Origin of the sequence: Nocardia sp. NPDC052112, assembly GCF_040680135.1 — a bacterium.
Lineage (GTDB): Bacteria > Actinomycetota > Actinomycetes > Mycobacteriales > Mycobacteriaceae > Nocardia.
This window is the reverse complement of the sequence record NZ_JBFAWD010000007.1, coordinates 340,992-360,589: the sequence shown is the minus strand read 5'-3', so window position 1 is coordinate 360,589 and position 19,598 is coordinate 340,992. Positions and strand designations below refer to the sequence as shown.

The 19,598-nt window shown below is 67.3% G+C and carries 20 protein-coding genes; 11 read left to right on the top strand and 9 right to left on the bottom strand.

All coding sequences use genetic code 11. From position 1 onward, the window contains the following. Positions 1-12 precede the first annotated feature (12 nt). The 4 genes from AB0L58_RS16795 to AB0L58_RS16780 all read left to right on the top strand — a co-directional run bounded on the left by AB0L58_RS16795 (position 13) and on the right by AB0L58_RS16780 (position 1,938). Positions 13-207 (top strand): ferredoxin, encoded by a 195-nt coding sequence (locus AB0L58_RS16795; RefSeq protein ID WP_364387390.1) that lies wholly within the window; start codon positions 13-15, stop codon positions 205-207. Positions 208-228: 21 nt separating this feature from the next. Beyond that, entirely contained in the window at positions 229-516 is a 288-nt protein-coding gene (locus AB0L58_RS16790) for a hypothetical protein (RefSeq protein WP_364387388.1), read from the top strand. Positions 517-685: 169 nt separating this feature from the next. Next, positions 686-1,519 carry an SDR family oxidoreductase gene (locus AB0L58_RS16785; protein WP_364387386.1) on the top strand — a complete coding sequence of 278 codons (834 nt, stop codon included), beginning with the start codon at positions 686-688 and terminating at the stop codon, positions 1,517-1,519. Further along, positions 1,516-1,938 (top strand): transposase, encoded by a 423-nt coding sequence (locus tag AB0L58_RS16780; RefSeq protein WP_364387384.1) that lies wholly within the window; start codon positions 1,516-1,518, stop codon positions 1,936-1,938. The genes AB0L58_RS16785 and AB0L58_RS16780 overlap by 4 nt, the downstream gene beginning before the upstream one ends. Positions 1,939-1,956: 18 nt before the next feature. Here the strand turns inward: AB0L58_RS16780 and AB0L58_RS16775 are convergent, their stop codons facing one another. The 4 genes from AB0L58_RS16775 to AB0L58_RS16760 are packed head-to-tail and all read right to left on the bottom strand — an operon-like array spanning position 1,957 to position 6,171. Beyond that, positions 1,957-2,997 (bottom strand): NADPH:quinone oxidoreductase family protein, encoded by a 1,041-nt coding sequence (locus AB0L58_RS16775; protein ID WP_364387382.1) that lies wholly within the window; start codon positions 2,995-2,997, stop codon positions 1,957-1,959. After that, positions 2,994-4,211, bottom strand: a complete 1,218-nt coding sequence (locus AB0L58_RS16770; RefSeq protein ID WP_364387380.1) for an acyl-CoA dehydrogenase family protein — start codon at positions 4,209-4,211, stop codon at positions 2,994-2,996. Before AB0L58_RS16770 ends, AB0L58_RS16775 begins: the two co-directional genes overlap by 4 nt. Positions 4,212-4,244: 33 nt before the next feature. Further along, on the bottom strand, positions 4,245-5,012 hold the full coding sequence (locus AB0L58_RS16765; protein WP_364387378.1) for an SDR family NAD(P)-dependent oxidoreductase: 768 nt from the start codon (positions 5,010-5,012) through the stop codon (positions 4,245-4,247). Between the two features lie 10 nt (positions 5,013-5,022). After that, positions 5,023-6,171 carry an acyl-CoA dehydrogenase family protein gene (locus AB0L58_RS16760; RefSeq protein ID WP_364387376.1) on the bottom strand — a complete coding sequence of 383 codons (1,149 nt, stop codon included), beginning with the start codon at positions 6,169-6,171 and terminating at the stop codon, positions 5,023-5,025. A 164-nt stretch (positions 6,172-6,335) separates the two neighbouring features. On the opposite strand from AB0L58_RS16760, the gene AB0L58_RS16755 reads away from it, so the two are divergent. Genes AB0L58_RS16755 through AB0L58_RS16740 form a run of 4 tightly spaced genes read left to right on the top strand, consistent with a single transcriptional unit; the run spans position 6,336 to position 11,124 of the window. Further along, the gene (locus AB0L58_RS16755; RefSeq protein ID WP_364387374.1) at positions 6,336-7,100 is read left to right on the top strand and encodes a crotonase/enoyl-CoA hydratase family protein; all 765 of its coding nucleotides are present in this window, start codon (positions 6,336-6,338) and stop codon (positions 7,098-7,100) included. Beyond that, positions 7,100-8,296 (top strand): CaiB/BaiF CoA-transferase family protein, encoded by a 1,197-nt coding sequence (locus tag AB0L58_RS16750; protein WP_364387372.1) that lies wholly within the window; start codon positions 7,100-7,102, stop codon positions 8,294-8,296. The genes AB0L58_RS16755 and AB0L58_RS16750 overlap by 1 nt, the downstream gene beginning before the upstream one ends. Positions 8,297-8,305: 9 nt before the next feature. Next, the gene (locus AB0L58_RS16745; RefSeq protein ID WP_364387370.1) at positions 8,306-9,451 is read left to right on the top strand and encodes an acetyl-CoA C-acyltransferase; all 1,146 of its coding nucleotides are present in this window, start codon (positions 8,306-8,308) and stop codon (positions 9,449-9,451) included. Positions 9,452-9,471: 20 nt separating this feature from the next. Beyond that, on the top strand, positions 9,472-11,124 hold the full coding sequence (locus tag AB0L58_RS16740; RefSeq protein WP_364387368.1) for an OB-fold domain-containing protein: 1,653 nt from the start codon (positions 9,472-9,474) through the stop codon (positions 11,122-11,124). Positions 11,125-11,347: 223 nt separating this feature from the next. Here AB0L58_RS16740 and AB0L58_RS16735 read toward each other — a convergent pair whose 3' ends face one another. Continuing rightward, positions 11,348-11,983, bottom strand: a complete 636-nt coding sequence (locus tag AB0L58_RS16735) for a TetR/AcrR family transcriptional regulator (protein WP_364387366.1) — start codon at positions 11,981-11,983, stop codon at positions 11,348-11,350. Between the two features lie 108 nt (positions 11,984-12,091). Here AB0L58_RS16735 and AB0L58_RS16730 point away from each other — a divergent pair, with 108 nt between their 5' ends. After that, positions 12,092-12,463 carry a DoxX family protein gene (locus tag AB0L58_RS16730; protein WP_364387364.1) on the top strand — a complete coding sequence of 124 codons (372 nt, stop codon included), beginning with the start codon at positions 12,092-12,094 and terminating at the stop codon, positions 12,461-12,463. A 37-nt stretch (positions 12,464-12,500) separates the two neighbouring features. Here the strand turns inward: AB0L58_RS16730 and AB0L58_RS16725 are convergent, their stop codons facing one another. Together AB0L58_RS16725 and AB0L58_RS16720 are read right to left on the bottom strand one after the other, a co-directional pair. Continuing rightward, positions 12,501-12,677 (bottom strand): hypothetical protein, encoded by a 177-nt coding sequence (locus AB0L58_RS16725; RefSeq protein WP_364387362.1) that lies wholly within the window; start codon positions 12,675-12,677, stop codon positions 12,501-12,503. Between the two features lie 145 nt (positions 12,678-12,822). After that, positions 12,823-14,022: an acyl-CoA dehydrogenase family protein gene (locus AB0L58_RS16720; RefSeq protein ID WP_364387360.1), complete on the bottom strand. Its 1,200-nt coding sequence runs from the start codon at positions 14,020-14,022 to the stop codon at positions 12,823-12,825. 149 nt (positions 14,023-14,171) lie between these two features. Between AB0L58_RS16720 and AB0L58_RS16715 the strand changes: the two genes are divergently transcribed. Continuing rightward, the gene (locus tag AB0L58_RS16715) at positions 14,172-14,963 is read left to right on the top strand and encodes an SDR family oxidoreductase (RefSeq protein ID WP_364387358.1); all 792 of its coding nucleotides are present in this window, start codon (positions 14,172-14,174) and stop codon (positions 14,961-14,963) included. A gap of 232 nt (positions 14,964-15,195) precedes the next feature. Beyond that, entirely contained in the window at positions 15,196-16,596 is a 1,401-nt protein-coding gene (locus AB0L58_RS16710; protein WP_364387602.1) for an FCD domain-containing protein, read from the top strand. 95 nt (positions 16,597-16,691) lie between these two features. Here the strand turns inward: AB0L58_RS16710 and AB0L58_RS16705 are convergent, their stop codons facing one another. Continuing rightward, the gene (locus AB0L58_RS16705; RefSeq protein WP_364387356.1) at positions 16,692-17,945 is read right to left on the bottom strand and encodes a MaoC family dehydratase N-terminal domain-containing protein; all 1,254 of its coding nucleotides are present in this window, start codon (positions 17,943-17,945) and stop codon (positions 16,692-16,694) included. A gap of 22 nt (positions 17,946-17,967) precedes the next feature. Then, complete coding sequence (locus AB0L58_RS16700; protein ID WP_364387354.1) at positions 17,968-19,464, bottom strand: AMP-binding protein; 1,497 nt, start codon at positions 19,462-19,464, stop codon at positions 17,968-17,970. Positions 19,465-19,598: the final 134 nt, after the last annotated feature.

Genomic DNA, 19,598 nt, shown 5'->3' with positions numbered 1-19,598 from the left:
GAGGAGCATTCCATGAAAGTCACCATCGACGAAGACAAGTGCGTCGCCTGCGGGCAGTGCGTAGCCGTCGCCCCCGATGTCTTCGACCAGCGCGACGAGGACGGAATCGTCATCCTGCTCGATGCGAACCCGCCCGAGGACCAAGCCGCCGACGTCCGGCAGGCCGCCGCGGTCTGCCCGGCACTGGTCATCACCATCCAGGAATAACCGTCCGCGAAAGGAAAACCCATGTCCGAGTCCATAATTGCCGCGGACCCACCCGAGTTCCCGATGGCGCGGACCGCGGGCTGCCCGTTTGGGCCGCCGCAGCGGCAGCGCGAACTGCAGGCCGCGAAACCGCTGTCGCGGGTGCGGATCTGGGACGGGAGCTCGCACTGGTTCGTCACCGGCCACGCCGAACAGGGGGTGGTCCTGTCCGATCCACGGTTCAGCGCCGACGAGCGCCGTCCCGGCTTCCCCCATCAGAACCAGGGCATGGCCGAAACCGTCGACCATCGCCCGCTGCCGGTGACCTGATCGACGATATGTTGGCGGGCCCGAACACGTCTACGGCACGCTCTACCGCCGCATCCCGCCCTGCGGCTGGCGACCACCTTCGACGACATCGAATTCAAAGAAGACCACTTCGCCCATGGCGTCCACGCACTACCGGTCACCTGGTAGCTCACGAAAGGCATCGATCACCATGACAAGGGAACTGACCGGCAAGGTTGCCATCGTCACCGGCGGCGCATCAGGCATCGGGCGCACCACCGTCGACAAATTCGTCGAGGAGGGCGCTCGCGTCGTCATCGCCGATATCAACTCCGAACAGGGTGCCGCCGTGGCCGCCGAGTACGGCCCCGAGGTGCTGTTCAAGCAGACCGACGTCGCGGATTCCGCGCAGATCGAAGAGCTGATCGCCTACACGGTGGAGCAATTCGGCGGACTGCACATCATGTTGAACAACGCGGGTATTCCGACCGTGATGTACCCCCACTTCCTCGACGATCCGCTCGACGACTTCCAGCGGGTGATGGCCGTCGATCTGCTCGGCGTCATGCTCGGCACCCAGCACGCGGCCCGGTATATGGCCGCCAACGGCGGCGGCTCGATCATCAACACGACGTCCATCGGCGGCATCCAGGCGGGCGCGGGCGAGGCGACCTATCGCGCGGCGAAGGCCGGGGTCATCCACTTCACCAAATGTGCCGCCATCGACCTCGCCGCCCACGGCATCCGGGTCAATTGCATTGCGCCGGGCGCGATTCCGACCCCGATCATGGGCAGCACCCTCGCCCATCTGGCAGACGCCGACGAGATGACCCAGCAGTTGCGCGAGGCCATCAAGACCATCCGGCCGCTGCGACGCGAGGGCTCCGCCACCGATATCGCTGAAGCGACCGTCTTCCTCGCCGGTGATCGGTCCGGGTACATCACCGGGACCGTCTTGCCGGTCGACGGCGGCATCGTCGCGGGCCAGGCGATGAATGCCCTCGCCGATATCGTGGAAACCCGCGCCGACGCCCGCACGGCGTGACCGCTTCGCCGGGGCAGCATTACCACGGCGGTGCCGCCCCCGTGCATGCTCGTCAAACCCGGCACGAGGCGCGGGTGTGGGCGAAAAGCGTTGTCGATCACCATGACTTGATCGCGGTGGAGGATTTCAGGCCGAGGTTTCTGGCCAAATCCACGATGGCCCGCAAGGCCGCCGACGCGGCTATCGGCGCGACGAAGACCGAACTGATCAACCGTGGCGTGCGGGCCGGCCGGAAGGTGGTGTTGGTGCGGCCCGCCTATACGACGATGACGTGTTCGAGGTGTTTCGCGAGAGCCAAGCAGCCCCTCGAACTCGCCGAACGAACTTTCCGATGCCAGGCATGTGGGTTTACCGCGTGTCGGGACCGGAACGCCGCCAGAGTGATTCTGGCTGTGGCAGAGCGCGGCCACATGTGTTGACGACGTCAGACAATCCGATCACCTCCCTCGGGTAGTTGGTGGGGTTGCGGTCCGAGCGTGAAATCTCCCGCCTTCAGGCGGAAGAAGCGTTAAATCGAGAACGATCTTTCCGGTGGTGCGGCGTTCGGCCACATCGGTCAACGCGGTGGCGATATCGGTGAGTGGATGGACGTGGGAGACGAGTGGACGCATCCCGTCGCGAACCATCGCGGCGAGCGCCCGATCACCCTCTGCCACAGCATCTTTGGCGTACTGTCGCAACATCCGGATCTCGAAACCCCGCACGGTCGCTTCCTTGAGCAGTACGAGATTCAGCGGAATGCTGGGAATCTTTCCGTCGGCGTACCCGACCGTGACGAACCGGCCACCGCGCCGCAGTCCGCGCAAGGCGGCCTCCGAGTAGTCACCGCCCACCGGATCGATCACCAGGTGGACACCTTCGCCGTCGGTCACTTCGCGTAACCGCTTCTTCAGATCCTCACGAACGTAGTCGATTCCGGCCTCGGCGCCGAGCTTGCGCGCGACCACGAGCCGATCCTCGCTCGACGCGGCCGCGATCATATGCAACCCCAGCCGGGTGCCGACATCGACCGTGGCCGAGCCGACCCCGCCCGCGGCGCCGAGCACCAGCGCCCACTCCCCCGCTTTTCCCTGGCCGATGGTGACCAGCGAGTGGTAGGCGGTGGCATAGGTGACGTGGAACGCGGCGCCATGGACCATGTCGAGACCGTCCGGAATCGGACGCAAACCCGCGGCGGGCGCCACGACCTGTTCTGCGAACGCACCGCCCATCACGGCTCCGGCCACCGACGAACCCACCGGCGGGCCGGACACTCCTGGACCCAAAGCTGTTACAACACCGGCGAATTCACTGCCGGGAGTGAAGGGCAGCGGCAGGGACACCTGATATTTGTTCGCGATGAGCAGTACATCCGGATAGTTGACCGCGGCGGCATGCACGCGGACCAGCACTTCGCCGGGACCGGGCGCAGGATCGTCGAGTTCGACGACCGAGAGTCCACCGGGCGCGCCGTACTCGGTGCAGCGCGCCGCCCTCATCGGGTCCGCCCAACCGACGGCATCGCCGGATCGCGCGGCAGGCCGAGCACCTGTTCGGCGATGGTATTGCGTTGGATCTCCGCAGTTCCCGCGCCGATCGTCGAGGCTCGGGTGCGCAGGAAGCCCCACACCCAGCGCCCGCGCTGTACGGCGTGCGGATCGCGCCGACCGAGCACACCGTAGGCGCCGAGCATATCGACGGCGAATTCGTGTAGGTCCTGTTCGAAGGTCACGATGAACAACCGCGATGTGGACGACGCGGGCCCGGGCTCGCCCTTGACCATGATGTCGGCGATCGTGCGCATGCCCGTCAGCCGCATGATCGATACTCGGATCTCGAAGTCCGCCAAGCGATCACGCACGAGTGGATCCGCGGTCGCCCCGCGCTCATGCGCCAGCTCGATCAGCTCGTCGAGTACGCGACGATACATCGCGGCCTGGTTCATCGCCCCGGCCGCGCGCTCATGGCCCAGGCTGGTGCGCACCAGTGGCCACCCGCCGTTCTCCGTGCCGATCCGGTTGGCGACCGGCACCCGCACATCGCTGAAGAAGATCTCGCAGAAGGGCTCGTCGCCGGTCATGTCGCGCAGCGGCCGCACACTCACGCCCGGCGCGTGCGCATCGATCAGCAGATAGCTGATTCCCTCCTGCCGCGATCCCGGCGGGCCGGTGCGGACCAGGGTGAAGATGATGTCGGCGATATCGGCCGCGCTGTTCCACACCTTCTGCCCGTTGACCACATACTCCGCATCGGGATCATCGGGACCGCTGCCCTCGAGCCGCGCCGAGGTGCGCAGCGCGGGCAGATCCGATCCGGCGCCGGGCTCAGAATAGCCCTGCGCCCAAACCATATCGCCGCGCAACATCGGAGCCAGGAAGCGCTGCTTCTGCTCATCCGTCCCGTATTTGATGATCGTCGGTGCGGCGATGCCGAGCCCGGTCCCCAGCGGACCCGGGACCCGGGCCCGCGCGTACTCCTCCTGATAGATCACCTGGCGGCCGAAGCTCAGGCCCATCCCACCGTATTCCCGCGGCCAGCTCGGACCGGCGTATCCGGCGTCGAAAAGCGTTGCCAGCCAGGCCTGCTGCCAGGCCAGCCGCTCGGCCGGATCCTTGGGCCGACGGCCGGGATGATGGTCGGTCAGGAATGCCCGCAGGCGCGCCCGGAACTCCTCATCGGTCTCGACCTGCTCCTCGGTGGACGTGAGAGTCACCTGGCTCCTCCATGGTTGCGATCGATGCGGCGGTCAGCGCGGGGCCATGCGGATGGCGCCGTCGAGCCGGATGGTCTGGCCGTTGAGGTAGGGGTTCTCCAGCATCTCGATAGCGAGGCGGGCGTAGTCGTCACCGTCACCGAGGCGCTTGGGATGCGGCACCGTGGCGGCCAGGCCTTCGCGGATGTCCTCGCGCAGCCGGGCGAGCATTGGGGTGTCCATGATGCCCGGCGCGATGGTGTTCACCCGAATCTGCCAGCTGGCCAGATCCCGGGCCCCCACCAAGGTGATACCGTGCACGCCCGCCTTGGAAGCGGTGTAGGAGGTCTGCCCGATCTGGCCGTCGAATGCGGCAACCGATGCGGTGAGGACGATGGCACCGCGGTCGCCGTCGACGATTTCGTTCGCCGCCATGCGGGCGGCGGCCAGGCGCAGCACGTTGTAGGTGCCGATCAGATTGATCCGCACGACCTCGGCGAAGGTCGCCAGATCACCGGGGTTGCGATCGCGGTCGATGATCCGGACCCGGTCCCCGCCGCGGCCCGCGCAGTGCACCACGAAACGCAGCGGACCGCTCTTTTCGGCGGCATCGAGGGCGGCGGAGATCTCGGCCTCGTCGGTCACATCCGCGCGCACGAACTTTGCCGCGTCGCCGAGTTCGGCGACGGCCTTGGCGCCCTGCTCCTCGGAGATGTCGGCGAGGACGACGCGGCCGCCGCGGTCGATGATCCGACGTGCGGTGGCCAGGCCGAGCCCGGAAGCGCCGCCGGTGACCAGCGCCGAGGAACCGTCGATGTGCATACCAAACTCCTTATAAGCCAAGGGATTTACTGATAATGGTCTTCATGACCTCGCTGGTGCCGCCGTAGATGCGGCTGACCCGGGCGTCGGCGTAGAGCCGGGCGATCGGGGATTCGAGGATGTAGCCGTAGCCGCCGTGCAGTTGCAGGCAGCGGTCGACCACACGGCCCTGCATCTCGGTGCAGAACAGCTTGGTCTTGGCCGCGTCGACGGGACTCAGCTCGCCGGCGACCAATGCCGTGATGGCCGCGTCGAGCATGGTCTGGGCGGCCTCGACTTCGGCGGCGATGGCCGCGAGTTCGAATTTGGTGTTCTGGAAGTGCGCGACCGGTTTACCGAATACGGTCCGGTCGCGGACGTAGGTGATGGTCATCTCGAGCGCGGCCCTGGCCTGCGCGACCGCGCCGACCGAGATGGCCAGCCGCTCCTGCGCCAGATTGCGGCCGAGGTAGGAGAATGCCTCGCCCTCCGCGCCGAGCAGATCGGCGACGGGGACGCGCACATCGGCGAAGGACAGTTCGACGGTGTCCTGCACGGTGAGACCGAGTTTGTCGAGTTTGCGGCCGACGGTGAAGCCCGGCATCCCCTTCGCCACCACCAGCAGGGAAAGGCCCGCGCGGCGATTGTCCGGATCGGTGCTGGTCCGCGCGACGACGATGACCAGGTCGGCGTGGTAGCCGCCGGTGATGAAGGTCTTGGCTCCGTTGAGCACGAAATGGTCGCCGTCGCGAACCGCCTTGGTCGCGACACCCGCCAGATCCGAACCGGTACCCGGTTCGCTCATCGCGATCGCGGTGTAGAGCTCCCCCGAGGCCAGTCCGGGGAACCAGCGGGACCGCTGGGCGTTGTCGGCCAAGCCGAGGAAGTACGGTACGACGATGTCGAGGTGGGTGCGCAGACCGCCGAGCGTCACGCCCGCCCGTGCGCATTCCTCCTGGAGGACCACGTTGTAGCGGTAGTCGTCCTGACCGCCACCGCCGAATTCCTCCGCAATAGCGGTGCCGATGATGCCGAGCTTGCCCAGCGAGGTGAACAGTTCGCGTGGCACCAGGCCCGCCTCGCGCCACTGCTCGTACTCCGGGACCACCTCGCGGGCGAGGTAGTCGCGGACCACGAGGCGAAAGTCCTCATGGTCCTGGGTGAACAGCGTCCGGCGCATCCGGTTACCTCCTCGTAGCGAGCGCGTCGCCATGGCCGCCAAGGGCCGCCGCGACGAATTCAGTATACGCATTAATTCGGAAAATTAACCAAATTAAGTATACTGTTCTGGAATCGAACGGCCCGTGAGCGGCGCCGATCGACGGCCAGCGCGAAGGAGAAGATGTGTCGGACGAAGTGCTTGTCGAGCGCCGTGGCGCGGTCCAGGTCATAACGATCAATCGCCCGGCGGCGAAGAACGCGCTCAATGCCGGGGTCGCGGCCGGGGTGGCCGCCGCGGTCGATGAGCTCGACCAGTCGGACGAGTTATGGGCGGGCGTGCTCACCGGCGCAGGCGGGACGTTCTCGTCCGGAATGGATTTGAAGGCGTGGCTGCGCGGAGAGAGCCCCGCGATCGAGGGCCGTGGCCTGTGCGGGATCACGATGACACCGCCACGCAAACCGCTGATCGCCGCGGTCGAGGGTTGGGCCGTCGCCGGTGGCTTCGAACTGCTGCTGGCCTGCGATCTCGTGGTCGCGGCCCGCACCGCGCGCGTCGGTGTGCCCGAGGTGAAGCGGTCGCTGGTCGCGCGCGGCGGGGCAGCGCTGCTGCTCCCGCGTCGGGTGCCGTACGCGATCGCGTTGGAATTGCTGCTGACCGGTGATCCGATCGGCGCCGAGCGGGCGGCCGAGATCGGCCTGGTCAATCGGCTCACCGAGGAGGGCGGCGCGCTCGAAGGCGCCTTGGCGCTCGCCGAAACGATTACGGCGAACGGACCTTTGGCCATCGCGGCGACCAAAGAGATCGCCCGTTCCAGCTCCGACTGGACCCTGGAGGAGGGCTGGGCCAAGCAGGTCGACATCGCACAGCCGGTGTTCTCCTCCGCCGACGCCGTCGAAGGCGCCACCGCCTTTGCGGAAAAGAGGGCACCGATCTGGACCGGTCGCTGATGCCCGGCGGTCCGCTGGCGGGCTGCCGGGTGGTCGAACTCGGCGGCATCGGCCCCGGTCCCTTCGCCGGGATGTTCCTCGCCGATCTCGGGGCCGAGGTCGTCCGAGTGGATCGGCCGGAACGCGCCGATGAGCCGGACGTGAGCGGCCCGACCAATGTGACCGATCGCGGGAAGCGTTCGGTGGTGCTCGATCTCAAGCACCCGTCGGGTCCGGCCGCACTGCTCGACCTGATCGAACGTGCCGACGTATTGATCGAAGGATTTCGTCCGGGCGTCACCGAGCGTCTCGGTATCGGGCCGCACGAATGCCTGGCTCGCAACCCCCGGCTGGTCTATGGCCGGATGACCGGTTGGGGCCAGGACGGCCCGCTGGCCGCCGCGGCCGGGCACGATATCGGTTACATCGCCCTCACGGGGGCGCTGGGTGCGATCGGGTCCGCAGGTGGACCACCGCAGATCCCACTCAATCTGGTCGGCGATTTCGGAGGCGGCGGTTGCTATCTGGTGATCGGGGTGCTCGCCGCGCTGTACGCCGTCGAGCGGACCGGCCGCGGCCAGGTCGTCGACGCGGCCATCGTGGACGGCACCGCGCATCTGCTCGCGAGCACCTTCGCCAAACTCGCGCGTGGCGCGTGGACCGACGAGCGTGGGGTCAATCAATTGGACGGCGGCTGGCCGTTCTATTCCGTCTACCAGACCAAAGACGGTCGGCACATGGCGGTCGGTGCGTTGGAGGCGAAGTTCTACCGGCAGCTGCTCGAACTGCTCGACCTCGACATCGACCCGGCACAACAGCACGATCGGGCGACCTGGCCGAAGCTGCGAAATATGTTGGCCGAACGATTCGCCGAGCGCACCCGCGACGAATGGGCTCAGTTGTTCGAGGGGACCGACGCCTGCGTCGCCCCCGTCCTCGGCCTCACCGAGGCGGCAGCCCATCCGCATCTGGCCGCACGCGGCAGTGTGATCACCCGAGACGGTGTGGTCCAACCCGCTGCGGCACCGCGGTTTTCGGCCACCCCGGCGCGACCCGGCGCGACCGCACCAGCCATCGGCGCCGATACCCGTGCGGTATTCCAGGATTGGGGCATCGGCAGCGGCGACGAACTCGTGCACAGCGGTGCCGCCAGGCAGGCGAGCCAAGAGGCAACCAACACCAGATCGGGTCGCCACCGTGCCGACCCGCAGGACTGAGGAGGTCATATGAGAGACGCTGTCATCGTCGATGCGGTCCGCACCCCGATCGGTAAGCGCAACGGCACGCTCGGGCCGGTACACGCGGCCGATCTGTCCGCGAAGGTGCTCAATGCGCTGGTGGAGCGCAACGGGATCGATCCCGCCATCGTGGACGACGTGATGTGGGGTTGTGTCACTCAGATCGGCGACCAGTCGAGCAATATCGGCCGGTTCGCCGTACTCGCCGCCGGATGGCCCGAACATGTGCCCGGCGTGACGATCAACCGGGCCTGCGGCTCCAGCCAGCAGGCCATCGACTCCGCGGCGCACGCGGTCATGGCCGGACAATACGACCTCGTGGTCGCCGGCGGTGTGGAGACGATGACCCGCGTTCCGCTCGGCTCGCACCGGACCACGGGACAGCCATACGGCCCCGCGGTGCTGGCCCGCTATGACAACTTCGACTTCAACCAGGGCATCGGCGCCGAGTTGATGGTCGAACGGTGGGGCTTCACCCGCACCCAGCTCGACGAGTTCGCGGCGAGCTCGCACGCCAAGGCGGCCGCGGCGATCGATGAAGGCGTCTTCGACGACCACATCGTGCCGATCGAGGTCGACGGGACCAAGTTCACCGTGGACGAGGGACTGCGCCGCGGCACCACGGCAGAAAAGCTGGCGGGGCTGAAGCCGTCGTTCAAGCCCGACGGCGCGATCCACGCGGGCAATTCGTCCCAGATCGCCGACGGTGCGGCCGCACTGCTCATCACGACCACCGAACGGGCACGCGAACTCGGTCTCACGCCGATCGCGCGCTATCACTCCGGTGCGGTGAGCGGCGCGGACCCGATCCTGATGCTGACCGGGCCGATTCCGGCGACCGAGAAGGTGCTGCGCAAGGTCGGACTGTCCATCGACGATATCGGCGCGTTCGAGGTCAATGAGGCGTTCGCGCCGGTACCGCTGGCCTGGCTGGCCGAGACCGGTGCCGATGCCGAAAAGCTCAATCCGCTCGGCGGGGCGATCGGCGTCGGCCACCCGCTCGGTGGTTCGGGTGCCATTCTGATGACGCGGCTGCTGGCACAGCTGCGGCGCGAGAACCTGCAGTACGGACTACAGACCATGTGCGAGGGCGGCGGCACCGCCAACGCGACCATTATCGAGCTGCTGCGCTGAAATTCGAGGAATCCCACATCATGACTTCGTCCGCCCCGGATCGCCCGCTTCCGCAACCGACACTCGCGAGCGCCGAGTTCTGGCGATCCGGTGCCGACGGCGTACTCAGGATCTCGCACTGCGCCGACTGCGGGCGGTTCTTTCATCCGCCGATGCCGGTGTGCCCGTCGTGCCGCGGGCGCGCGGTGTCGCTTGCGCCGACGTCCGGGAAGGCCGTAGTCGTCGGGTTCAGCGTGAACCATCAGGCGTGGTTGCCGAAGTTCCCGCTACCGTACGTAGTGGCGGTGGTCGCGCTCGCCGAGGACGATCGGGCGCGACTGACCACCAACATCGTCGGATGTGAGCCGGACACGGTGCGTGTCGGGATGCGGGTGCGAGTGCGTTTCGAACAGGTCGATGATCTGTACCTTCCTTTGTTCGAGCCGGACCCGGAATCCGAGGGGCCCGGGCCGCTGCCTGAGCCGCGCGAGGTCCGAAATGCGCTGCGACCCATGGCTTCCCCTCGCAAGTACGAGGACAAGGTCGCACTCACCGGGGTCGGGCAGTCGCGAGTGGGCCGACGGCTCATGGTCGACCCGATCTCGCTGACCGTCGACGCCTGCCTGGCCGCAGTGGCGGACGCGGGACTCGACCTGAGCGAGATCGACGGGCTGTCCACCTATCCGGGAGCGGTCCCCGGTGGTATGAGCGAGGGCGGCATCACGGCGCTGACCGAGGCGCTGCAGCTGACGCCGACCTGGGTCAACGGTGCGCGCGAGGTGCCGGGGCAGATCGGCTCGATCACCGCCGCCATGCTCGCGGTCGCGGCCGGACTGTGTCGGCAGGTGCTGTGCTTCCGCACGGTATGGGAGTCGTCGCACAGCGCGCTGCTGCGGTCGGGCGAATGGCATCCGGATGGTGGCCGCGCGAACGGAATGATGGAGTTCCGGGCCCCCTTCGGTGCCATGTCGGCCGCGCAGTGGATCGGCTGCAATGCCTCGCACTACATGCACCGCTACGGCGTCGGGCGCGAAGCGCTCGGTGCCATCGCGGTCACCGCACGCGCCGGCGCGGTCCGCAACCCGGAGGCCCTCTACCGCGACCCGCTCACCATCGATGACTACTTCAACGCCCGCATGGTGACCACCCCCTTCGGGCTCTACGACTGCGATGTCCCGTGTGACGGCGCCATCGCGGTTGTGGTCTCGGCCATCGAGACCGCCGATGACCGCCCGCACCCACCGGTGCTGGTCGAGGCCGTCGGCACCGCGATCCTGGAACGGCTCAGCTGGGACCAGGACACCCTGACCCACACCCCGCAGTCCCGCGGCCCGTCCGCCCACCTCTGGACCCGCACCGACCTCACCCCCGCCGACGTAGACGTCGCCCTCCTCTACGACGGCTTCACCTTCAACGCCCTGTCCTGGATCGAAGGCCTCGGCTTCTGCGGCCCCGGCGAGGCAACAGATTTCATCACAGGCGGCAAAACCATCGCTCTCGACGGCCCCCTCCCCCTCAACCCCCACGGCGGACAACTCTCGGCGGGTCGCCTACACGGCTACGGCTTCGTTCGCGAGGCCATGCTGCAACTGCGCGGGGCTGCCCACGGGCGTCAGGTCGATGACGCGCGAGTTGCGGTGGTAACCGCAGGCGGCGGTGTCCCTTCCGGAGCGATGCTGCTGAAAAGGGCATAGCAGTCATCTCCAAACCGGCGGGAAATACGGCAGCGGTCCTGTCGCGGGTTGCGGCCCGGACATCGACGTCGCCGTGCTCCACCAGTTGTGTCAGCAATTCCTTACCGATATTGCCGGTGGCGCCGGTTACGAGAATCGTCTTCGCGGAAATTTCGGAGTTGATCATGCGCCTGACGCTGAAACCTGAATGCGAGTTCAGGTCAAGCGACCGAAGCCGGGTCGGCTATCGAATCACCTTGGCGCCCATCGGGTCCGGCGTCGCAATTCGTCCGACCAGGCGCTGCCAACCATCAGCTAATTGCCCTCGCGCGTCAGCGGTATCCGCTGCGGTCGTGGTGTGCAGGTAGAGCAGGACGGGGGCTTCCAGGGCCGCGGTCAGCTGGACGGCGAGGATGTCGGTGTCGGGGAAATCGACGTGCGCCCGGTTCAGCAGCATGCGGATGTGGAATTGGGAGATGGTGGCCGCACCGACGGGGATCGGCTGGTTGGTGTCCAGGGCTGCGCGGGCGATCGCGATGTGGTCGAACAGGAAATCCAGGCGAGCTCGGCCGAAGGCGATCAATCGCTGGATCGGGTCGGCGCCGGGGCCCAGTGGCGGTGGGCCCGACAGTACCGACTGCTGGAAGGCTTTTTCGTCCTCGTCCATCAGAGCGTGGAAGATGCCCGCCCTGGTCCGGAATCGGCGGAATACCGTGCCCTTGCCGAGTCCGGCACGTTCGGCCAGTCCATCCATGGTGACTTTTTCGACGCCGAGTTCGTCGACCAGTTGCCGCGCAACATCCAGCAGATGTCGTCGATTACGTGCGGCATCGCCGCGTTCGTTACGCGGCAGGCCAAGGTGCAGGGCGGTCGGTTCCACGAGTTCCAAGTTACCGCCGGGAATGAAAGCGGGGTAAAGTCCGGTTTGATTCTGTTCGTGTTTGCCCGCTCACCGCCCTCCGGTCGAGCGATTGACTAGGAGTTCTCGATGAACGTCTTCCTCTGGATCCTCCAGGGCCTGCTGGCCGTGGTCTTGGTGGCCGCCGGCGCCACGAAACTCGCCCAGCCGCGCGAAAAACTCGCCGCCAAAATGTCCTGGGTCGAAAGCTTCACCGACCAGCAGGTGAAGGCGATCGGCGCGGTCGAGGTGGTGGGCGGACTCGGTCTCGTGCTGCCCGCGCTCACCGGAATCGTCCCGGTACTCACCCCGCTCGCCGCGGTCGGCGTCGCGATCATCATGATCGGCGCCGCCCTGACGCACGCGCGCCGCAGCGAATGGGCCGAAATCGCGCCAAGCGTGGTGCTGTTCGTACTTGCCGCCGTGATCGCGTGGGGCCGGTTCGGCCCATACTCGTTCTGACGCCACCAGCTGATCGCGAGCGGATCCGCGGATACCGTTAGCCGCGCATCCGCTCGCGCAGCACGAACTTCTGCACCTTGCCCGCAGCTGTTCGGGGCAGTTCGTCGACAATGCCGAGCCGCTCGGGCGTCTTCTGCCGTGCCGAACCGGTTCGGGCGAAGCGCCTTCCGATTTCGTCGAGATCCAGCGCGCAATCCGCGCGTAGCGCGACCACGGCGCAGACCCGCTCGCCGTAGCGCTCAACTCACCGAGCGTCGCCGAAACCGTCTGCTCAGCTCCAGCGAAAACCACCGGCACTCCCCCGTGCTCGGCCGCGCCGCGCTCGATCTCCGAAATCAGCGTCCGGATTTTGTCGGTTGTCACCGGGATTCCCGAGGTAGTCCGAGCCCCCGCTCCGCGACCTGGGTTCGCAGGATCTCGTTCGCACCACCGGCGATCGTGTAGGCACGCGAATACAGATGCGCATCCTGCCACCAGCCCGCCGCCACCGCATCCTGGTCGGCCTCGGTCAGCAGCCCGTCCGTGCCCTGCAGCCGCATCCCGAATTCGACCAGGTCGTAATTGAGTTCGCTGAAAAAGATCTTCCCGATCGGCGCGTCGGCGGGCTGTTCGGTGTGGTGCAGCATTCGAGACTGGGCGAGGCCGACCATTGCCGCGTTGACATACACCCGCGTGGCGAGCTCACCGATCACCTGCCGCGTGGCGGAATCCTCCAATGCGGGCCTGCCGCCGACCGATGTCGCACCGGCCAGCCGCAACAGGTCGTCGAGCGCGGCGAACAACTCCACCCCGCGCGCGGCCACGCCGGAGCGCTCGTGTCCGAGGCTGCTCATCGCCACCCGCCAGCCGTCGTCCACCCGACCGATCACATTCGCGCCCGGAATCCGGACACCGTCGAGGAATACCTCGTTGAAGTCCGTGGTCCCGGTGATCTCGCGCAGCGGCCGGATATCGACGCCCGGACTGCGCATATCCAGTGCAAATGCCGTGATGCCCTTGTGTTTCGGCGCATCGCGGTCGGTGCGTGCGAGCAGATATCCCATATCGGCGTGCTGCCCGTTGGTGGTCCAGACCTTCTGGCCGTCGATGACGAATACCGCGTCATCACCTTCGCCCTCGAGCCGCGCCCGCGTCTGCAATGCCGCCAGGTCGCTGCCCGCACCCGGCTCACTGAACAGCTGGCACCACACGTCTTCGCAGGTCCGGATGCGAGGCAAGAACCGTGCCTTCTGCGCCTCGGTGCCGAACTCGATCACCGCGGCCGCGGCGAGCGCGGCCGCACCGATGGGCTGCCAGGTGCGGGCTCGGGTGATCTCTTCGACGACGATGAACGGTTCGAGCGGATGCGCGTCGGGCCGACCACCGTATTCGGCGGGCCAGTTGATGCCGAGGAAGCCCGCGTCGAACAGCTTCGCGGTCCACTCGCGGATCGCGGGCATGAGTTCGGGCTCGGGCGCGCGCACGCCGGTGCGGGTCTTGATTCCCGGCGCGTAGTCGGCGACGAATGCCCGAACCTTCTTCCGGAACGCTTCGAGTTCCGGCGTGGACTCCAGCTGCATCGCTATCTACTCCTCATCGTCGGGCACCACGACCTCGCGATGGGGCCACTCTAACCCAGTGTTAAACCAAGGATTCGCGACAATAGCCGCGATACGCCTTGATCGAATACTCAAAAGAGTATACTCCTTATCATATGAAAGGATCTGCGATGAGTACGACCCTCGAGCCCGAGCAGGTATCGGCGGACCACCCGCTCACCGGCCGCCGCGCCGTGGTGACGGGTGCGGCCACCGGAGTCGGCGCCGCGGCCGTCGCCGCATTCCTGGACGCCGGCGCCGATGTCGTCGGCCTCTTCCACCACACGCCACCGCCGGATGAGCTGAAGGGGCGCTGCGACTGGTTGTCGTGCGATGCGCGCGACCGCGCTTCCGTCGACGCCGCCTTCGAATCGGCGACGGCGATCCTCGGCGGACTCGATATCCTGCTGCACGCCGCGGGCGTCTGGCAGCCGAGCACGCCGGAGACGCTGACCGACGAGGAGTTCGATTTCGTCCTCGACGCCAATCTCCGAACCACGATCCTCACCAATCAGGCGGCGTTCGAGCACCTGCGTTACACCGGCGGGCGAATCATCAATCTCGGTTCGGGCGAGGCGATTCGCGGAAATCCGCTCGCGCCGCACTACGCGGCCGCGAAGGCCGGTGTGCAGGCGTGGACCAGGTCCGCGGCCGCGGCGTGGGGAAGGTTCGACGTCACGGTGAACGCACTCGCACCAGCGGTCGAGACACCCGGCACCGAACGCTTTCGGGAGCATCTCGGTCCCGCGGGTTCGGCCGCGCTCGCCGAACGCCTGCGGGAGACCATCCCGCTGCGTGGCGAACTCGGTGATCCGTACGCGGACCTCGGGCCCGTCATGGTATTCCTGGCCGGTCCGGGATCGCGCTATATGACCGGCCAGTTGATCGCGGTCAGCGGTGGATTGCAGATGCTGGGCGCTTGACGCCCGGTGAGTGAGTGACAAACAGTGGCCCTAATCCCATCGCTCACCACTTTCCCCCCGCACGTCGCACGCACTTGTGGCCAACCGGCCAGTAGACTGAGGATCCGCAAATCCCGCATTGAGGAGTTGGCCCATAGTGACTGCCGTCGACGTCGAGCCCGCCGACAGCGAGCAGGACTCCGACCTCACCACCGTCGAGACCGACGCACCGGTCGGCAAACTCGCGGCCCAGATCGCCCATCGTATCGAGGCGGATGTGATGCGCCGGGGCTGGCCGGTCGGTGAGTCCCTGGGATCCGAGGTAGACCTGCGCGAGCGCTTCGGGGTCAGCCGCGCGGTGCTGCGCGAGGCGGTGCGGCTGGTCGAACATCACCAGGTCGCCAAGATGCGGCGCGGTCCCAATGGCGGCCTGTTCGTCTGCGCTCCCGATGCGGGCCCGGCGACGCGAGCCATGGTGATCTACCTCGAGTACGTCGGCACCAGTGTGTCGGACCTGCTCCAGGCCCGGTTGTTGCTCGAGCCGATCGCCGCGGGTCTGGCGGCGGACCGGATCACCGAGGAGGGTATCGACACCCTGCGCACCGCCCTCGAATACGAGTCCCGGCATGCCGACGCGACCGAGGTTCAGTCGCAGGATCCGCTGCATCCGATGCTCGGCGAGTTATCCGGAAATCCGGTGCTGCACTTGTTCATCGATGTGCTGACCCGCCTGACCGCTCGATACGCGCACACCTCGCGCCGACTCTCGAAGGCCGAGATTCTGAGCTCCAAAGAGACCTCGCACATCGAACATCGGGCCATTATCGATGCCGTCATCGATGGCGACGGCGCGCGGGCCCAGACGGATCTGACCGCACATCTGGAGTCGGTGGCAGCCTGGATCGAGAAGCATCGGGTGCGCCGCGGACCGCGGGTCGCGGGCAACGTGATCGAGCCCGAGATGGTCGAGGGGCCGCGGGCAAAGCTGGCCGAAGTGGTCGCCGCCAGGATCCACGACGATATCGCCGCACGCGGCTGGCAGGTCGGCATGGTGCTCGGCTCGGAAACCGATATGCTCGCCCGCTACGGGATCAGCCGGGCGGTGCTGCGCGAGGCCGTCCGCCTGCTCGAATACCACGCGGTCGCGCAGATGCGCCGCGGACCGGGCGGTGGACTGGTCGTCACCGAACCCGAACCGCAGGCCAGCATCGACACGATGGCGCTATTCCTCGAATACGAGGGCGTCACCGCCGACGATCTGCGAATCGTCCGCAATGCCATCGAACTCGGCATCGTCGCCCGGGTGACCGCCCGCTACGCCGACGGCGATAACGAAGTGGCGCAACGCCTCGCGGCGGCGGTCCGATGGCCGACCGAGGGGCCGGCCGACGACCCGCGCAAGGCCGACCTCTTCCACACCGAATTGGCCGATCTGGCCGGCAATCCGGTGCTTTCGCTGTTCCTGTCGATCATCACCGAACTGTTCCGCCGCCACGCGGCCGGACACGATCAGCCGCTGCCCGGTGACACCGCCGCCGAGGAGGTCGAGCACGTGCACCAGCTCATCCTCGACGCGATCGTCCAGGGCGATGCCGGAATCGCCCGGCACCGCATGCGCCGCCACCTCGACGCACTAGCTCCTTGGTGGCACTGAACCGCCAGGCGGACCGAATTCCGCAGCACCACTGAAGTTTCGACGACCGGGACGCCGTCCGCTCCATTGTCCGCGTCCCGGCCGCCGGGTCCGGATCAACCGCTGACGCTGAACCGGGCCAGTTCGTGGGCCACCATGCCGTCCAGATCCGGGGCGGGTGGCGCGGGCAGTTCGACGGCGCGGTCCCGTGTCGGCAACAGCACGACGGCGGTACCGGGTGTGGTGATCTCACCCCGCTGGTTCTCGCAGCGCACCTCGAGGTGAATCTCGTTGCGCCCGTCCACCTGTCGCTTGTCGACGACCGTGCCGCGCACCCAGGTGGTGTCGCCGATGTAATTGAATTTGCGGTGCTCGCAGCGCAGTTTCCACAACCAGCCGTCGTCGCCGACCCAGTCGGTGAGCAGATGACACAGCCAGGTCTCGCGCATGCCGCCGTAGTCGTAGGAGTTCGGTAGCCCGAGTTCCTGCGCCCGCGCGGGTTCCCAGTGCAGGCGCTGCACGGTATCCGGAATGTTCAACCCGTTGGCCGGGTACAGGCCCGGGGCCTTGCGCCGGATATTCGCGGCGATCTTGAATGCCCCTGGCGGAGTGAGCTGCATACCCCAACCAAGATGCCAGACGACCACATCGGTGGTGGTCAGCGGTCCTTTCACCTTGGGCGGCACCACCTCGCCGACCGCCACGTCCTCCCAGCACCGCGGTTCGGCGCCGCGCCTGGTCTCGGCCACGTACGCCGCGTCGATCTCGGCGAGTTGTGCTGGCGTATAAGGGGTTTGCTCCAGTTTCTCTTTGGCACGCCTACTAGAGGTGTGCCGCTCGGCATTGATCCAGGTGCCACGCCGCACGGCGTGCATCTCGCCGGATCCGTTGGTGTACAGGTAATCCTGGGTGACGTGCGCGGTGCGGCCACCGAAACTGCTGCGCTTGGGCTGGACGCCGACCTGAGTCTGCAGCACCCGGCTGCGGTCACCGAGGCGCAGGGGCTGCCACCACTCGAATTCCATTACCGCCTGATAGGAGCCGAGCCCGGCGAAGGGGTCGCCTTTCAGCAGTGCCTTGGTTTCGGCGTCGGGCTTCGGTGCGGCATCCTCGCCCATCGTGTAGAGGAAGGTCGGCGGCGCGATCAGGGAACCCCAGCGGGTCTGCGCCGCGTAGTCCGGATCGCAATACAGCGGGTTGTCGTCGCCGTAGCCGAATGCGAAGTGGCGCACGCCATCCCAGGTCACCTCGTAGTTGTGCGGCGGATTGCGCTGCGGATTCGGTATGCCGAGACGGCGGCGGGACCGCTCGATCGCCTGGTCGGTCAGCACACCGAATTGTTCGGCGGGCTTGTCCTCGGTGCTCGTCACAGATCCTCCTCGATCGTTGCGGTCAGGCCGTTGTGCGTTCGGCGAGTCGGGCTCGCACGATGTCCAGTAGCTCCACGCGGCTCACCTTGCTCGACGGTGTCCGCGGCAATGCGTCGACCACGACGATGTGCGCGGGCACCTCGTAGGGCATCAGCTGAGTACGGCAGAGCGCGACGAGTTCGGCAACCGCGGGCGGCGTACGTCCGGGTTCGATTTCGACAGCCGCCACCGGCACCGCGCCGAGCCGCGCGTCCGGCAGTCCGGCCACCGCCGCCTCCCGCACCGCGTCGTGCGCTTCCAGCACACGTTGGACCGTCTCCGGCTGCACCTTGAAGCCGCCGCGGATGATGGCGTCATCGGCGCGACCCTCGATCCACAGGAAGCCGTCCTCGTCGATCCGAGCCAGATCACTGGTGCGAACCCACACCGTGCCGCCCTGCGCGGTCTGCTCGGTGCGGACCTCGAGCCGTCCGCTCTTCCCGGTCGGCAGTTCGGCGCCGTTCTCGTCGGTCACCCGGAGCTCGACGCCGTCCAGGGCCCGCCCGGTACTGCCGACCTTGCGATCCCACCACTGCTCGTGCATCGGCAACGTCCACCCGGCGACCGCACCGGCGAATTCGGTTGCGCCATAGGTCATCAGGACGCGCAGACCGTATTTCTGAAAGAACGCGTCGGCGAGTTCGGGCGGGCAGGGTGCGGTGCCGGAGGTGACCACCTGCAGGCTCGCCAACCGCTGCTTCGGCACATCCGCCTCGAGCACGGTACGCAGGGCCGCGGGCACCAAGCTCACCGCTCGCAGTTCGTGGCGTTCCACCGCGCGCAGCCACGGCTCCAGCGCGAATTTGGGCATGAGGATCATGCGACGCCCGGTGGCCAGACAGGCCAGCGCCCGCCAGAGCCCGCCGATATGCACCAACGGTGCGGATACGAGTGCCGCGGACCGCGTCAGCAACCGACCCGGCTTCGGGGTCTGCCCGCCCGAGGCGAGCGCCTGGGCGAGTTGTCCGACCCGTAGGTGCACCCGCTTCGGCGGACCGGTCGTGCCGGAGGTGAGCATTTCGACGGCGACTCCCGGATTGGTCGGTGCGTCGGAGGCGGCGGTACCACCCGCCGGACGCAGCGCACCGTCGGTGCCGAGTTCCACGGCGAGACCGTGCGCGGTCACCCCGGCGAGTACGCCCGCACGGGCCAGCGCCTCTGCCCCGGCGATAACGACGGGGAGCTCACAGCGGGCGATATCGGCCGCGAGTCGGGCTGCGGGCTGCAGCGGACTGAGCATCACCACACACCGCCCGGAGGCGATCACGGCGGCGACCACCGCGACGTGTTCGGGCCGGTTCTCCAGCACCACGCCCACGCGGGCGTCGGCACGCAAGCCCGCGGCATCGAGCGCACCGTTCACAGCCCGCGCCGTCTCCTGGACCATGCCCCAGGTCCACCAGCGCTCCTCGTACTCGATGGCCTCGGCATCGGCAGGCGCCTCGGCGAGCAACAGGGACAGTCGGTCGCGAATTCCCATGTGATCAGCCTTTCGGAAGGCCGAGCACCTGCTCGGCGAGAACGTTGGTCATGGTGTTCGACTCCGTGCGATAACGCCGCATCGGGTGCGTTGCTCGGACCACTCCGTGTGCGCGGAGATCGAGCCCACGAGCT